At 31.7% G+C, this 16,436-nt stretch carries 13 protein-coding genes; 3 read left to right on the forward strand and 10 right to left on the reverse strand.

The annotated features are described in order from the left end of the window. Positions 1–149: 149 nt before the first annotated feature. A complete protein-coding gene (locus AGR56_RS10865) occupies positions 150–377 on the forward strand; it encodes a hypothetical protein (protein ID WP_053242261.1) in 228 nt (75 codons plus the stop codon). 220 nt (positions 378–597) lie between these two features. On the opposite strand, the gene AGR56_RS10870 is transcribed toward AGR56_RS10865, so the two are convergent. The 7 genes from AGR56_RS10870 to AGR56_RS10900 form a co-directional block, all read right to left on the reverse strand. Beyond that, the gene (locus tag AGR56_RS10870) at positions 598–1,914 is read right to left on the reverse strand and encodes a gluconate:H+ symporter (protein ID WP_053242262.1); all 1,317 of its coding nucleotides are present in this window, start codon (positions 1,912–1,914) and stop codon (positions 598–600) included. A 587-nt stretch (positions 1,915–2,501) separates the two neighbouring features. Next, positions 2,502–4,220, reverse strand: a complete 1,719-nt coding sequence (ilvD, locus tag AGR56_RS10875) for a dihydroxy-acid dehydratase (protein WP_053242263.1) — start codon at positions 4,218–4,220, stop codon at positions 2,502–2,504. A 258-nt stretch (positions 4,221–4,478) separates the two neighbouring features. Continuing rightward, complete coding sequence (locus AGR56_RS10880) at positions 4,479–5,156, reverse strand: FadR/GntR family transcriptional regulator (RefSeq protein ID WP_053242264.1); 678 nt, start codon at positions 5,154–5,156, stop codon at positions 4,479–4,481. A 38-nt stretch (positions 5,157–5,194) separates the two neighbouring features. Continuing rightward, positions 5,195–5,614, reverse strand: a complete 420-nt coding sequence (locus AGR56_RS10885) for a GNAT family N-acetyltransferase (RefSeq protein WP_198150030.1) — start codon at positions 5,612–5,614, stop codon at positions 5,195–5,197. Positions 5,615–5,757: 143 nt separating this feature from the next. After that, positions 5,758–7,065 carry a glycoside hydrolase family 27 protein gene (locus AGR56_RS10890; protein WP_053242265.1) on the reverse strand — a complete coding sequence of 436 codons (1,308 nt, stop codon included), beginning with the start codon at positions 7,063–7,065 and terminating at the stop codon, positions 5,758–5,760. Positions 7,066–7,224: 159 nt separating this feature from the next. Then, positions 7,225–8,058, reverse strand: coding sequence for a GyrI-like domain-containing protein (locus AGR56_RS10895; RefSeq protein WP_053242266.1), 834 nt, complete (start codon positions 8,056–8,058; stop codon positions 7,225–7,227). Positions 8,059–8,788: 730 nt separating this feature from the next. Then, positions 8,789–10,357, reverse strand: a complete 1,569-nt coding sequence (locus AGR56_RS10900) for a S9 family peptidase (RefSeq protein ID WP_198150031.1) — start codon at positions 10,355–10,357, stop codon at positions 8,789–8,791. Positions 10,358–11,005: 648 nt separating this feature from the next. Here AGR56_RS10900 and AGR56_RS10905 point away from each other — a divergent pair. Next, entirely contained in the window at positions 11,006–12,118 is a 1,113-nt protein-coding gene (locus AGR56_RS10905; protein ID WP_053242267.1) for a YibE/F family protein, read from the forward strand. A 19-nt stretch (positions 12,119–12,137) separates the two neighbouring features. Then, on the forward strand, positions 12,138–12,905 hold the full coding sequence (locus tag AGR56_RS10910) for a YibE/F family protein (protein WP_053242268.1): 768 nt from the start codon (positions 12,138–12,140) through the stop codon (positions 12,903–12,905). Positions 12,906–13,070: 165 nt separating this feature from the next. On the opposite strand, the gene AGR56_RS10915 is transcribed toward AGR56_RS10910, so the two are convergent. The 3 genes from AGR56_RS10915 to gltA form a co-directional block, all read right to left on the reverse strand. Beyond that, a complete protein-coding gene (locus AGR56_RS10915; protein ID WP_242851410.1) occupies positions 13,071–14,513 on the reverse strand; it encodes an LTA synthase family protein in 1,443 nt (480 codons plus the stop codon). Positions 14,514–14,647: 134 nt separating this feature from the next. Next, positions 14,648–14,890: a hypothetical protein gene (locus tag AGR56_RS21820; protein ID WP_242851411.1), complete on the reverse strand. Its 243-nt coding sequence runs from the start codon at positions 14,888–14,890 to the stop codon at positions 14,648–14,650. Positions 14,891–15,049: 159 nt separating this feature from the next. After that, complete coding sequence (gene gltA / locus AGR56_RS10920) at positions 15,050–16,435, reverse strand: NADPH-dependent glutamate synthase (protein ID WP_053242269.1); 1,386 nt, start codon at positions 16,433–16,435, stop codon at positions 15,050–15,052. Position 16,436: the final 1 nt, after the last annotated feature.

Raw genomic sequence — 16,436 nt, forward strand, 5'->3', positions numbered from 1 at the left:
TGTTTCAAAAAAATATTTAAAGTAAATTTAAGGTATAATCTTTAGTATTTTCCTTAAATTTACTTTTATATTTAAGTATTAATTGATCTATACCATCTTCAATAGATTTACTTTTCAAAACACCATTTTCTATTGCGATACTAACCGTTTTGCTTAATGGAATGTTAAAACAACTGCATATTACAAACAATGGCACATTTATTGACGGTGATAAAGTATCTGATATCACTTTAAAGGATATTGATATAAAAAGAAAGGAATTAACTTTTAGAATTGCAGTTTTAGAAGATGCCGCCCACGTTGGGGGACTAACTATATTCGGTAAAGGTTTCGGTAATTATAATCAAGATCTAGTATTTAAATTATACTATAGTTAATATTTCATTATTGCATAAAAATTTTAGGGAGAACACCGAAATTAAACTATTATAACAGCTAATGGAGGAAAATTAAATTTTGAATGGTTCAAGCAGCACAAAGCATTCGATATTCCTTGTACCACTGTTGGAGTGAAGTAATAATGCTGGAGTAACGATTTTTTGACCTTAGATTTATAGATTTTTTAATGTTACAAAGCACTATTACTTCGCAATTTATTTAAACAAATGCACTTACAATTAATACTCCAATTAATCCCATAACAGAAATTATAGTTTCTAAGGTTGACCAAGATGCCATTGTTTCTCCAATAGTAAGACCAAAATATTCTTTAAATAGCCAAAATCCTGGATCGTTTACATGTGAAAATATAACACTTCCTGCTCCTGTCGCCAAAACCATCAGTGCTGGATTTGCATTTGTTGAAGAAATGATAGGAAGCACTAGACCCGCAGTAGTCATAGCTGCAACTGTCGCTGAACCAAGGGATAACCTAAGTATCGCTGCAACTAACCATGCTAAAATTAGTGGAGAAATATTACTTCCAGCCATTACTGAAGCTATATATTTTCCAACGCCACTGTCTATTAACACCTGCTTGAACGCACCACCACCTGCTACTATTAAAAGTATCATTGCAATTTCACTAGCTGCCTCAGCTAAAACTTTCATTATTTCTTCCATTTTCCTGCCTCTAGCTATTCCGAGAGTATAAATTGAAATGATAAGTGATATGAACATTGCCATTAATGGGCTTCCCACAAATTCTGCAAATTGCCTTACACTTGATGTCTTTGGTAAAGCAATCTCGCATACAGCTGAAAACGCCATTAGTATTGGTGGTACAACCGCAGTTAACACACTTGCTGAAAAGCTAGGCATTTCTTCCTCTGTGAATATCTTAGCCTTAAATAAACTTTTAGAGGAATTACGGTCAATCTTCTTCAAAAATTTTGTTAAAACTGGTCCAGCTACTATAACTGTTGGTATTGCTATTATTATTCCATAAACTAAAGTCATACTAATATTTGCTTTATATATTGTAGCTATCGCTACAGGTCCTGGATGCGGTGGTAGAAAAGCATGAGTAACTGAAAGAGCCGCTGCCATAGGAACTCCAACATATAAAAGAGGAAGTTCAGCAAATTCAGCTATTGTAAAAACAAGTGGTATAAGCAGTACAAAACCAACCTCATAAAACATCGCTATGCCAACAAGAAATCCTGTTAATAGAACTGCCCATTGAATTCTTTTTACTCCGAACTTATTTATTAAGCTCCTAGAAATTCTCTGAGCTGCACCAGAATCTGCTATAAGTTTTCCAAACATAGCTCCACAGCCCAAAATCAGTGCGAGACTACCAAGTGTGCCTCCAACACCATTTTGTATTGATGTAACCGCTTTTGATGGATTCATACCTTCGGCTATACCTACCACTAAAGAAACAAGAATCAATGATATGAAACCATTTACTTTAAATTTAATCATAAGCAACAATAACAACATAACTCCAATAAAAACAATAAATAACGGCATAATTTTCCCCTCCTAATTTTTCCAAAATTCAGATAACTTTTATATGTACTTAGTTTAAATAAAGCTAAACAGCCTAGAACCCAAAATTGTAAATTTCAGGTTTATCCTCACAAATCAGAATTTGTAAAGTAACAATGCTTCGTCGCGTTAAAAAGATCCTATAAATCTAAGTGGTTATTTTAAAAAAATGGTTGCTTTGGGTTCTAGAAGGATAATGGGCAAAGCCTAAACCCCGCGTATGTTTATACTCGCTATCGCTCAGACAGATTGAAATATCTAAGCATTTTACAATTTTTCAACCAAGATTTATTATTACTTTTATTGTAAAATCTCGTTAACAGTGCATTTTTCGTAGAGAAACGGATTATAGAAAGTACATAACATTTTGTTCATGAATCACATGGCTTACGCCCAAACTCCAATATGTGTATCTTCCTTGCTTTCCGGGCATAGTGAAGTAATGTTGATTTGGGATGGTTTAAATAAAGCTTTATCATCTTAGATTTATTAGCTTTATTTAATATCCCAAATTAATATTACTTCACAAATTATGATTTTTAAGCTTCACACTATATACAAGAAAATTATTACTCCATATATCCACCTTTCATAGGTGATGTAGCACATCTAGTATAAAGCCCTAAAATTCCCTTAGTATATCTTGGCAAAGGCTTTACCCAATTTTTTTTTCTTTCATTAAATATATCTTCAATTTCTTTTTCAGTTTTTTCTACTCCAGCTGCCCCTATTACATCAATTCTTCTTGCTGGTATATCTATCTTAATCAGATCTCCTTCTTCAACAAATGCTATTGGACCACCTTCGCTTGCCTCTGGAGAAACATGTCCTATTGCTGGTCCTCTGGTCGCTCCTGAAAATCTTCCATCAGTAATTAGTGCTATAGATTCCACTAATTCTGGATCAGATGCAATTGCTTCTGTTGTATAAAACATCTCTGGCATTCCAGATCCCTTAGGTCCTTCGTATCTTACGAATACAGCATCTCCGGGTTTTATATTTTTAGTCAGAACAGCTTTAATTGCATCCTCTTCACAGTTAAACACTCTAGCCTTTAAAACTACCTGCATTAATTTTTTAGATACTGCTGAATGCTTTACTACTGCTCCTCCTGGTGCCAGATTTCCCTTTAAAATGGCTATAGCTCCCTGTTTTTGAATTGGAGTTTCTTTGGATTTTATTACATCTTCCTTTTTTACTCCAAGAGCAGCTATAAGCTTTTCATGTTCTTCATAATATCCACTTTTCCTTATATCTTCTAGATTTTCTCCCAAGGTCTTTCCTGTAACTGTCATCACATCTAGATGTAAAAATTCTTTAATTTCTTCCATTACTGCTGGAACTCCACCTGCATTCCAAAAATAAGAACCTGGATAAAATCCACTTGGCCTTATGTTAAGAATATACGGAACTTTTCTATGAATTTCATCAAACAATTCAGGCTCTATGTTTATGCCAAGCTCATGAGCTATAGCTGGAATATGCAATAAACAATTGCTTGAACCTGCAATAGCTGCATGTACCATTATTGCATTTTCAAAAGCTTCTTTAGTCATTATATCTGATGGTTTTATATTTAACTGTACAAGTTTAAGTGCTTGTTTAGCTGCCTTTTTAGCGGCTTCTTTTAATTCCTTTGAAGTTACTGGTATTAATGCTGTACCTGGAAGTGCTATACCAAGTGCTTCTGCCATAACCTGCATAGTAGAAGCTGTTCCCATAAAGGAACAAGCGCCACAGCTTGGACATGCATTATGTTTGTAATACTCATATTTCTCTTTAGTTATTTCTCCTCTTTCATACTGAGCACTATACGTACCAATTTGTTCAAGTGTAAGCATATTAGGTCCTGCATTCATAATTCCACCAGGAAGCATTATAGCTGGCATGTTTAATCTTGCTATTGCCATTAAATGAGCAGGCATTGCCTTATCACAACTTGCTATAAATACACCAGCATCAAAAGGAGTTGCTTGCACATGTATTTCCATAAGATTTGCCATAATATCTCTCGAAGCAAGTGAATAATTCATACCATCATGTCCTTGAGTCTCTCCATCGCATATATCTGTAACAAAATATTTAGCACCTCTACCGCCATTTTCATTTATTGAATTAAATACCTCATTTACCAAAGTATCAAGATGTGCACTACCAGGATGGCTATGTCCAAAACTACTTTCAATTATTATTTGTGGTTTTCCAAGTTCTTCAACTTTCCAACCTGATCCCAATCTAAGAGAATCAATCTCAGGAGCTTTTTGTCTTATTTCTTGACTTTTTAACAATTAAATCACCTCATAATCAAAATTTGTATTACAGCTTTCGCTTATTTTTATTGTAAAGTCACATTTATGTAAGTTTTATTGTATTATATTCTTAAAGTTGTATTACAACTTTAAGAATTATAATACTCTGAAAACGTTTTTTAGTCAATAGCTTTTTTGCAATATTTTAAAAAATATCCATACTTTAAATAAGTGTAAAAATCAACACTTATTTAAAAAAATAAAAAAAAACAGAAAGCATTTTTAACTTTCTGTTCTTTATTTCTTTAATTCCTTCAAATCATTTATAGTTCTAATAGCATGACGTCTTGCATAAATAAAAGCTAACTCTGAATCTCTATTTTTTATAGAATCTAAGATATATTTATGTTCATGAATTCCCCCTTCTGGTCCAAGGTTTTCATATAAGCCCCTCTGATGACTTTCAAGTATATTTGAAAGAAGTTCATTTACTTTTATTATTAATGAATTCTTAGTTCCTTCTGCAATTTTTGTATGAAAATTCAAATCCTCTTCAGTAAACCTTTTTATATCGTTCTTATAATTAACCATATTCTTATATGCCATATCAAGTTCCTTTATAAGCTCATCATTACATCTTTCAGTACATAGTTTAGCTGCTTCTGGTTCAATAATTAATCTAAACTCCAATATTTCCATATAACTATCTCTATCTAAAATTAGCATTGGGAGCAAGCTGTTTAAATATACGGAAGGTCCTAAATCATTGACAAATGTGCCTCCACCTTTTTTTTTGCTTACAATATTAAAAGCTGCCAATTTCTCAATAGCCTCTCTCACTGATACTCTACTCACATTTAACTCTTCAGCAAGTTTTGTTTCAGACATAATTTTTTGGCCAGATTTCCACTCTCCATTTAAAATCTTCTCCTGGATTTTATTTAAAACCTTGTCACTTGTTCTGCCGTCTTCCATAAATTGATCTCTCCTAAACTTGGTTTTGTAATTGCATTTTATTCTATTATATCAAATCTATTTTGTCTTTTAAAATTTCTTATAATCATTCCCTGCGATTTAAACATATCAAATTTTCTATAAAAGCCCACAAGCTTTTCATCACAAATCAAATCAACCATATAATAATCCTTAAGAGTTTCTTTCATACGTTTAAAAAGTTCCGTACCAATCCCTTCATTTTTATAATCAGGAAGCACCTCAAAAAGTGGAATATATGCACTTATTACTTTATCAGAAATAGCATTTATAAACCCTACTACTTTATCTGTTTTCTCATCTATTGCAAGCCAAAAATAAGTGCTTCCCCTTAAAATTTCAAGATGCCTTTTAGGTGATGGCGGATTTGACCAATCTACAAAAAAACCTTTAATATTGTCTTCGTTTATATTTTTAATTGAATTTACATACTTAATCATATATCCTTATTCCCTCCGCACTCATTTAAAATAATATACTTTAAATTTATTCAAGATCATTTATCTTGATGAATTAATGTATAAATATAATAAAAAGACGTCAAATTTAAATTTTGCCGTCTTTCTTACAAGCATATTTATTTTCAAGCCTTTGCAAGCTTATATAATACTGCTCCATGAGCTGGAATACTAGGCTTAAGACTATTTTCACTAGTTAACACCCTAGCCTGCTTCCATAAATCACGTACAGAAACTACATAATTAATTCCAAGCTTTTCAAAAGAAATATCGAAAGTTTGTGCTTCATCAGATAAATTAAAAATTGCTGCATAGCTACTGCCGTCATCATTATTGTCCCTACTAACCCATACCGCATGGTTATCATCTCGCTCTATTTGAGCTGCTCCATGTGAAGCAGTTACTAAATGAAGCACTTCATCATTAGTTAAAAGTGCCAGCGTCTTTTCATCCAGCTTTGTAAGTTCAGCCCCAATCATTAAAGGAGAACGGAATATGCACCAAAGTGTCAACATTGTAATTTGCTCATCACAAGTAAAATTTGTATAACGTTCTTTACCAAAACCCTTGCCAAGCCAGCCAACAGGGAGCATATCACAATCCGGATAACACCCTTCAGATACATGTTTTTGCCAAACCTCACAGCGTTCAAACATATTTTTTAGCAGCTTCCAATCATCCCAGAAATCATCTGTAATACGCCACATATTTGCATGCTTTTCCAAATGCCAAGCTTTTTCTATAACAGCAGGTCCAGGTGAAAGGCTCAGTACAATATTTCTATTAGAATTTTCAATAGCCTTATGAATCATTTCAATTTCTTTTTCTGCAGAATACGGATTATTTTTATAAAAATTAGTATTACATATATCGTCCACCTTTACAAAGTCAACACCCCACTCTGCATATAATTCGAAAATTGAATTATAATATTCCTGAGCTCCCGGCTTACTGTAGTCAACACCATACATATCTGGGTTCCATCTAGATATAGAATATGGGTTTGCAATCTTATCTGCCGTCACATTAGTGCCCTTAATCTTCATATGCGTATGTGCAGCGTATCTTGGAATTCCTCTCATAATATGTATACCAAACTTTAAACCTAAACTGTGGATATAATCTGCCAGAGGGCGGAACCCAGCACCATTTTTAGAAGAAGGAAAACGATTTTCAGCCGGAAGCTGCCTTGAATATTCATCCATATTGAAATGGCTAAAGTTAATATACTGATAATTTTCTCTATCAGTACCAGCATTAGGGTCCGACCATTGAATATCAACAACTACATATTCATATCCGTGTGGTTTTAAATATTTTGCCATATACTCTGCATTAGCTCGTACCTCAGCCTCATTTACAGTAGTATCATAATAATCAAAACTGTTCCATCCCATAGGCGGAGTTTTTACAAATGAATTCTTTGAAAACATAATTTTATTCCCCTTTTCAAATCATATGTTCTTATATTTATATCCATTTTATAGCGTTTACTAATTTAATGATATGGAATAATGTATACTATTTATATTATGATGTTTATTTATCACTGTCTTTAAACCATGAAAATCAGCTTTAAATACACTTAAAAATCACTTAATGGCAACTGGTATCCATATTTCAACCTTACAAATATCTGCTGCATCATCCCATAATACATATTTTTCAATAGTAGGTAAGCCTGATTTTCTATACTTACTTTGAGGAAGAAATTCCTGATTAATTCGCTGCCATACATGATTTAGCACTTGCTCAGATATTTTTCCACTTGCTTCAAAAGTTAGCCATGTAGCAGCCGGATAAATGTATTTATCGAATTCTGGTGCATCTTCTTTTTCCCACTTTATACCACACATATAGTCATTGCTGCCATCCTCCTCAAAACCAAAGCATAAACCCAAGTCACATATATGACCACTTAACTCCTTCATTGTTTCGGCACTTCCATCACTTTTAACTATTGCCCAAGTACCTCCTCCATATGGGGTCGTGCGCCTTATTCCAATTACTTTGAAAGGTGCTCTATTAACTATCTTATAATCCATTTTATCAACTCCTTTAATAGTAAGTGCGAAGTATAAACGGCAATAAAATGTGAGCTTTACGTTATTTTTTCTTATCACAGATGGCGCAGCACCATGCAAATGCTTAAAAGCTGCACTGAATGCATCCGATGATTTATAGCCATACTTTAAAGCAATATCAATTACTTTATCATCCGTATTTTGCAATTCATAGGCAGCGCAGGTAAGTTTTCTACGTCGAATGTATTCTGACAATGGTATGCCAGTAATTTGAATAAAAGACCTCTGAAATACAGTAAAAGGACATGCCATAATTCTACTTATCTCATTAGAATCTATTTCGTCATTCAAATTATTTTCCACATAATCTATTACTTTGTTCATTCTATTAACCCAGTCCATTACTTCACCCCCCTAAAACCTATTATAGAATACTACACTATCTTCTTCCCGTTATTTAATGAACGGATATTAACGGATTATAAATTTTATCACTTATCGCTATCTTTAAGTCCAGAAAACCCTGCATACATAAAAAATGATGTGCTCTTATTTTTAACATACTATTTATACCCAATTCATAGCATCAATTATATCTGCATTACTAATAAGGCATATTTTCTTTCCAGCCTTTTTTACATTTAAAAGCACATCAAAAATTACAGAATCCACATTCATTAATGAGTTTTTTAATCTTATATCTTCATTCCAAGTACATCGTTTTCATTTCTTGATTTGCTATATTTAGGTGTTATAAGTGTAAAAAACAAATCAAAAAATACAACTTCTATATGATTATTCATTATTTAATACCACCCCCGAAATTACGAGTATATATAAGCTGAAAAGATAAAATTACCAATACCAAATTCATCCTACTAAACTAGAAGTTGATTCAGAGCACAGAGTACAAAGTACAGAGTACAGTGAAGGTGGATTTACCTTTCGTTTCTCTCAGGTAAATCTTAGAACTTAATAGTGTCAGCTACGCTGAGCACTATATTTTAAGCGCTTTGCGTGCATTAAGTTTCTAGATTTTTCGAAGCATAGCTGAGAAAAATCATCCTTCACTGTACTCTGTCCTCTGTACTTTGTACTCTGAGTTAAATTCCAGTTTGCCTATCTATATTTTTTACTTCAAGTATTTATCAAACCATTCTGTTATTTCATTAAGTCTTCTTATTTTATGCTTTGGTTTTCCGCTTCTGCTAAGCTCGTGATTTTCTCCTCTAAACATTATAAGTCTTGAATCTACGCCATTATATTTGAGAGCTGTAAACATTTGAAAACCTTCAGCAATCCAACATCTATAATCCTCTTCTGAATGAAGAAAAAGAGTTGGAGTCTTTACTTTGTCAGCATATTTAAGTGGTGAATGCTCCCATAATTTTTCTTGATTGTCCCATGGGGTTGCAAGGTTTTGATCTTCTACAAAGAAATATCCTATATCAGTTGTGCCAAATTTAGATACCCAGTTAGCTATGCTTCTTTGGGATGCTGCTGCTTTAAATCTATCGGTATGTCCTATAATCCAATTTGTCATGAAGCCACCATAGGAACCGCCTGTAACTCCTACTTTATCTTTATCAATAAAAGTAAATTTCTCCAAAACAACATCCATAAACTTCATTATATCATCATAATCTATAGTGCCATATTTTCCTCTTATATCAGAAAATTCATTTCCTTTTCCATCGCTTCCTCTTGGATTGCAGAAGAATACAGCATATCCATGACTTGTCCAATACTGCATTTCATTAAAGAATACTGTTCCATAAACAGTCTTAGGTCCACCATGTATATCAAGAATTGCAGGATATTTTTTATTTTCATCAAAATCACAAGGCTTCATTACCCAGCCCTTTATTGTAACTCCAGATGCTGTTTCAACAGTTATTTCTATAGGTTCTGATATCTTTCTCTCAGTATAAACCCAATCATTAAATCCAGTTAATTTAGTTTCAACTCCATTTTGTAATTTAAATAACTCTTGGAGCTTATTTGGCTTCATACTTATGATTAATGTATTTTCTGCTGCTACGCTTATGCCATCTACAGAACCTTTGCCAAAAGTAACCTTAGATATTTCACCATTTTCATCAATTCTATTTAAGAAAGAACTGTCATCTTCTGTAGTAGTAAAATACAAGTAATTCCTATAAACCTGTACTGAGCTTGAACCACCGTACCTACAGTCTGAACCAACAGAGTTTCCAATTGAACGGTCAAAATCTGGTGTTATGCATTTTGCTTCCTTTGAATTTAAATCAATCAAATAAAATTTTGGATTTTCATTAAGTCCAAGCTTTTTCATATCAGTAGCTGCAAATATAATGCTCTTTTCTGATATAAACGCAGCATAATGATATTCTAGCTTGTTTTGCTCATTGATCTTAACTACTTTTTTGGTTTCAAGATCTAAAATGCTCATATCATCTATAAGCTCCATTTTGTCCTTAAAAGTATTACTTATGATTAAAACCTTTGTTTTTTCTGGGCTAATTTCAAAGTTTCCAACATTCTCATACTCCCCTGTAATTGGCTCAATTTTATTAGTATCTGCATGATATATGTACAGCCTAGTTCTCTTTTTACTTGTAAATGTTCCTCCATTTGTCCAAAATGGTATTTCCTCTAATACTTCATAGTCCTTTTCTTCTTTTCTTGCTTTAAGTTCTTGTGATTTTTCATCATCATTCAAAATATATAATTCTTTTTCATTGAAATTGTATTCAGAAGTAAAGATATATGTATTTTTATCTATTGCCTTTATTGAATTTACATTTTTGTTTATTCTTAAAAATTTTTCTGCTTCTCCTCCATTAATATTGATTTTATAATATTGAGTAAACTCTTCCCCAGCTTTCTTTTTAGCTTTATCTTTATCATCTCTTACATCTGGAAAAATTATATTATCATTGTCTAGCCATAAAAAACTTCTTTCAGTATTAAAACTAGTTAATTTGTAACTTTTTTCACTTTCAAGATTTATTACATATAAATTGGATAAATACTTATTTTCTTCTACATCACTTTCATGTACAACAAAGCATGCATTTTTTTCGTCTGGTGAATGTTTTATTCCTGATAAAAAACTTGTAACTTGCTAAATCTTCTACTTTAAAATTTCCCATAAAAAATCCCTCCGCGTTAAAATTTAATTGTATATACTAGATTATAATACAAATTTATTAAACTTTTGCATAATAACTAAAAAAATTCTAAATAAATTAATAATATTAATAAATCATATATAATTTATTAATTCACCTCAATATGTTAACATAAATATGTTGTAGAATAATAACTATAAAACAAATCCTAATGAAAAGGAGCTATATAAAACATTATGCAGAGTTCATTATTAAAAAAAAGAAAGTTCTTAATAATTTTTATACTAGCAGTATTTTTCACGTTTATAGGCTTTTATATAGTGACAAATAATGAAAGCTTTTACAAAAGAAATATTGCAAGAATAGTCTCAATATCTGAAAAAAGCATAAATGGAACAGATTCAAACGGAAATACAGAAAAGGTTATAAATCAAAATATTACCGCTGTAATAATGAATGGAAGTCATAAAGGAGAAAAAATAAACCTTCAAAACAGCATATCCTACTCAAAGGTTAATGATTTAAATTTAAAGTTAAAGGATGAAATATTCGTATCAATTAATGTAAATAAAAATAATAAAATAATTTCTTCAAAGATACTTGATTTTAAGCGAGATAAATATCTTTTTTACATTGTAGTAATATTTTTAGCTTTAATTATAATAGTAGGTGGACTAAAGGGATTCAGATCTTTGATAAGTTTAGCTGTAAATACAGCAATATTTTTTATTGTTATAGAACTTTTTCTTAACAACTTTAGCTTACCATTTATATTTATAATTTCAATTCTGATGTTTATTCCATTATCTATGTTTATAGTTTGTGGACTAAATAAAAAAACACTTTCTTCAACAATAGCGGCAATAATCTCAACCGTTATAACTATGCTTATTGCCATAATTATAATTAACATTAATGGTTCTAAAGGAGTGCACTTTGAAGAACTGGAATTTTTAACTCATCCACCTGAAAAAATATTTTATATTGAACTTCTTATAGGTACTTTAGGTGGAATAATGGATATTGCAATTTCAATTTCAGCACCAATAACCGAAATATACATAAAAAATCCTGATATCGAAAAAAAATCACTTATTAAAAGTGGAATGGAAATTGGAAAAGATATAATGGGAACAATGTCAAATACACTTATTTTTGCATATATGAGCGGAAGCATACCAACCATACTGCTGCTTCTTAGAAATAAATTGCCAATTTACAATATCTTTGGTGAATATCTTTCTTTAGAAATTATGAGGGCTCTTACTGGAAGCATTGGAATAGTATTAAGCATTCCAATATCCATTTTTATAACAGTTATTCTTCTAAAAAATGAAGAAATAAAATGATTGGAGATTTTATAAAATTATGAATGTACCATTTATATTATTAATCATTCTTTTAATTTTAATGACTTTAATAGGCGGACAAAGGGGGACAAAATCCTTTTTTACATTACTTTTTAACTTTATAATTATGTTTATATTTTTAATACTCATAGGTGCAAGACTAAATCCAATTACTGTGACTATAGTCGGGTGCATTATCATAAGTTTTACAACCCTTTTTTTCATTAATGGAGTTAATATAAAGACTGTGTCTTCTTTAATTTCAGTTGCTATAGTTGTAATATTGACAATGCTTATAACCTACAACATAGGCAGCAATTCTAACATACAGGGTTTTTCAAGTGAACAGGTTGAAACAACTGCATATTTGTCTGTTTATGTTAACTTGGACTTTACTAAAATAATTGTATGTGAAATTTTATTTGGCCTTTTAGGAGCTATAATAGACGTATCAATTTCAATTTCATCTTCAATGAACGAAATATATAAGTCAGATACTTCCATAACTCGTATAAATCTATTTAAATCAGGTATGTCCATAGGAAAAGATATACTTGGTACAATGACAAACACTCTACTTTTTGCATATATAGGCAGCTTTATGAGTCTTATAATATACTTTAATGAGCTTCATTATTCTTTATCTCAAATATTCAACGGGAAAGTATTCTGCTCTGAAATATTCCAAAGCTTATGCGGCGGAATAGGAATTATTCTTATAATACCTATTACAGCTTTTATATGCTCAAAACTTTTGTTTTTAAAATTACAGCCTAAAGCGAAGTAACAATGCTTCGTTGCGTTAAAAAAATCCAATAAATCTTAGAGAAAAAATCTTAAAATACTTAGATGTTTCAATCTGTCCAAATGACAGTGAGTTACTGAAACTTCTTAGGATTTTAAGATTTTTCCCCTTAGATTTATGGATTTTTTTTAATGTTCCAAGACGCTATCACTTTGCTGTTGTCCCATAATATTGTCCTTGAATGATTTTATCCGAAATACTAAATGCACTGGAAAGATGTTTTAAATCATCTTGGGTTGGATTACCTATAACCTTTCCGTTATCTAGAAGATCATAGTCTTTATTAGTATTTAAAAGATTTCTTCCCATAACATTGTCTTTATAATACTTTTTATCAGCACCCATTAAATATAAAACCGTAGGCATTAAATCAATTTGTCCTCCAGTTACAGTTTTTTCTTCTCCCTGCATTTTGCCACTTCCATCATATATAATTAGGGGGATCTTGAGTTCATCATCTACCATCCAATCTTGAACTCCTGGAGTTTTAGGTATTTCATCTTGAAAATACTTATGTACTCCAGTATGATCTCCGTAAATTGCAACTACAGAATTTTTAAGAATTCCATCCTTTTGAAGCTTATCAAAGAATTCACCAAGCTGCTTATCTGTGTAATGAACACACTGCATATATCCACCTATTTTACTGTCATTAAATGCTTTACTCATCTTAAGTTCTTTATACTTATCAGGAAGAACAAAAGGACTATGACTTGTAAGAGTAACAATAAAGTCGTAAAATGGCTGTTTCTCCTTAGATAACATAGGTTCTACTTGCTTAAAATAAGCACCATCTGATATACCAAGATTTATTTTTTCATATTCATTAAAATGTGAAGAGTCTATCCTGCTATCAAAGCCACCCATAGCGGTAAGCGCAGGCATCCAGTTCCAGTACATAGCCTTATCAGGATGTATTGCCATAGTACTATAATTATACTTTTTCATTATAATTGGCAATGAATTGTACTCATTATCTGGAAATCTAAAAAATGTACTTCCTTTTCTAACGGGATATACTGAAGCATTTGTCATAAGATCAGCATCAGAGCTTACTCCCAAATTTACATTTTCATGATAGTTGGAAAAGTATATACTATTTTTTAATAACTTATTTAGATTTGGTGTAATTTCTTGTCCATTAATCTTTTCGTTAATAACAAAGTTTTCAAGTGATTCAAGCTGTAATACAATAAGATTTTTGCCCTTGAACATTCCACTATACTTGTTATCTGGTAAATTTTCTTCATTGTCTTTATACCATTTCTTTATGTCATTTTTATCCTTAGCTTTAAGCTTCTCTGGTTGTAAGTCTTTAAAAAAATCAACAGCATCATATACATGATATCCTATTGGAGATATCCTTTGCATCGTATATATAGGATTCCATCTTTTATCTACCCAATAGCTGTAGGTATAATTATGAAAAACATTTATACAAGTTGGTATATATAATATTGCAACTACAGTTAAGCATACAAACGCTTTTACATTTCTTTTACAAGAACTGCATATTTGTTTGAAATAGATATACACAATTGTTACGATCAAAATATCAAATACAAATATTACATCTATACTTCTTCCCATAGCAAATATGCTCCCCTGAAGGTTGTCCAAATTTGCTGTTTCTTTTAAAAGATGTAATGATATAAATGAATTAAAACCCCTAAAGTACCAAAGATCCGCCAAAATTAATATAGATATAATAAAGTTCAAAATTATCAAGCAATATCCTCTGGCTCTGCTTGAAACAAAAACGAAATTGATAAGTATCCTAAAATAAATATCAAAAAGATGGCATATGAAGCTACTTTAAAAAAACCATCAAAGATTTCTACTAAACTAGAACCGCTTGCTGTAACAAATCCAACAAATATTGAAAATTTTAAAATTAGAACTAAGAATGTATATATGAAAAACAAGTCTGGTTTTACATTTTTAATTTTCCCAATAAATTTATTCATTTTTTCTCCTCTCATGGTAACTCCTACTCATTTGTAAAATGCAGCTTATTCTAAGCTGCATTTTATATATTTACAACATTAAATTATATCAAAGTCCCTGAGAACAATCTATAAATAAATAGTTTCATTTTGTTTACAAAAATTATAGGATTAATGACTCTATTTTTGCTCCTTAAATTCCGCATCTATAGCTTTTGCTGCTTTTCTTCCAGCCGCCATAGCTAAAATTACAGTTTGTGGTCCTGTAACATTATCTCCACCAGCATAAACATGCGGTTTTGATGTTTTTCCTGTTTCTTCATCTACAACAAAACAATTTTTTCTATTTACCTCTATATTATCTGTAGTTAATGGAATTAAATTGCTTGCTCTTGTACCAATTGCCATTATGACCATATCTGAATCTATTACAAACTCTGAGCCTTCTATTTCCACAGGTCTTCTTCTTCCAGATTCGTCTGGTTCACCAAGCTCCATCTTTATACATTTAACACCCTTTACAAATCCATTTTTGTCTCCGATGATTTCAATTGGATTTGTAAGCAAGTGGAATTGTATTCCTTCTGCTTTTGCGAATTTTATTTCCTCAACTCTTGCTGGCATTTCTTTTTCAGTTCTTCTGTAAACAATATGAGCTTCAGCTCCAACTCTAATTGCGGCACGTACAGCATCAATTGCAACATTTCCACCGCCTACTACTACAACCTTCTTACCAGCTATAAGAGGTGTATCATATTCAGCGTCATAATCCTTCATTAGATTATTTTTAGTTAAAAACTCATTTGCAGAGCATACTCCATTTAAGCTTTCTCCTGATATGCCCATAAAGTTTGGCACTGCTGCACCTGTTCCTAAAAATACAGCACTAAAGCCTTCTTCATTTAACAAGTCATCTACACTAAGAGTTCTTCCAACCAACACATTTTTTTCTATTTTAACTCCAAGTTCTTTTAAATTGTCAACTTCGTATCTAACTACCTCTTTAGGAAGTACAAATTCTGGTATACCCCAAGCAAGTACTCCACCAAGTTCATGCAAAGCTTCAAAAATTGTAACACCATATCCAAGCTTAGCTAAATCTCCTGCACAAGCAAGTCCTGCTGGTCCACTTCCGACAACAGCAACCTTTTTTCCTGCAGCCGGTGCTTTATCCATAAATTTAACATTATTATTTCTGCACCAATCTGCTACAAATCTTTCAAGCTTTCCTATTGATGTAGGTTCGCCTTTTATACCAAGAACACATCCCCCTTCACACTGCAATTCTTGTGGACAAACTCTTCCACAAACTGCTGGAAGTGTACTTGTTTTTGATATTATTTCGCCCGCCTTCGCATAATCACCCTCTTTTATGCACTTTATAAATGCGGGGATATTATTTGAAACTGGGCAATTTTTTACACACCTTGGATTTTTACATTGAAGACATCTTTCTGCCTCTATTTTAGCTTCGTTAGGACTATATCCAAGACAAACTTCATTGAAATTTTTTATTCTATCTTTAACTTCCTGTTCTTTCATAGGTGTTCTTTTCATTCTATCCAAG

Origin of the sequence: Clostridium sp. DMHC 10, assembly GCF_001270375.1 — a bacterium.
Taxonomy (GTDB): Bacteria; Bacillota; Clostridia; order Clostridiales; family Clostridiaceae; genus Clostridium_S; species Clostridium_S guangxiense.

What these genes read in the sequence shown, in the direction of transcription:
- AGR56_RS10870 (WP_053242262.1), bottom strand. Translation starts at nt 1,914, where the DNA reads ATGCCGTTATTTATTGTTTTTATTGGAGTTATGTTGTTATTGTTGCTT.
- AGR56_RS10880 (WP_053242264.1), bottom strand. Translation starts at nt 5,156, where the DNA reads ATGGAAGACGGCAGAACAAGTGACAAGGTTTTAAATAAAATCCAGGAG.
- AGR56_RS10885 (WP_198150030.1), bottom strand. Translation starts at nt 5,614, where the DNA reads ATGATTAAGTATGTAAATTCAATTAAAAATATAAACGAAGACAATATT.
- AGR56_RS10890 (WP_053242265.1), bottom strand. Translation starts at nt 7,065, where the DNA reads ATGTTTTCAAAGAATTCATTTGTAAAAACTCCGCCTATGGGATGGAAC.
- AGR56_RS10895 (WP_053242266.1), bottom strand. Translation starts at nt 8,058, where the DNA reads ATGGACTGGGTTAATAGAATGAACAAAGTAATAGATTATGTGGAAAAT.
- AGR56_RS10905 (WP_053242267.1), top strand. Translation starts at nt 11,006, where the DNA reads ATGCAGAGTTCATTATTAAAAAAAAGAAAGTTCTTAATAATTTTTATA.
- AGR56_RS10910 (WP_053242268.1), top strand. Translation starts at nt 12,138, where the DNA reads ATGAATGTACCATTTATATTATTAATCATTCTTTTAATTTTAATGACT.
- AGR56_RS10915 (WP_242851410.1), bottom strand. Translation starts at nt 14,513, where the DNA reads ATGGGAAGAAGTATAGATGTAATATTTGTATTTGATATTTTGATCGTA.
- AGR56_RS21820 (WP_242851411.1), bottom strand. Translation starts at nt 14,890, where the DNA reads ATGAATAAATTTATTGGGAAAATTAAAAATGTAAAACCAGACTTGTTT.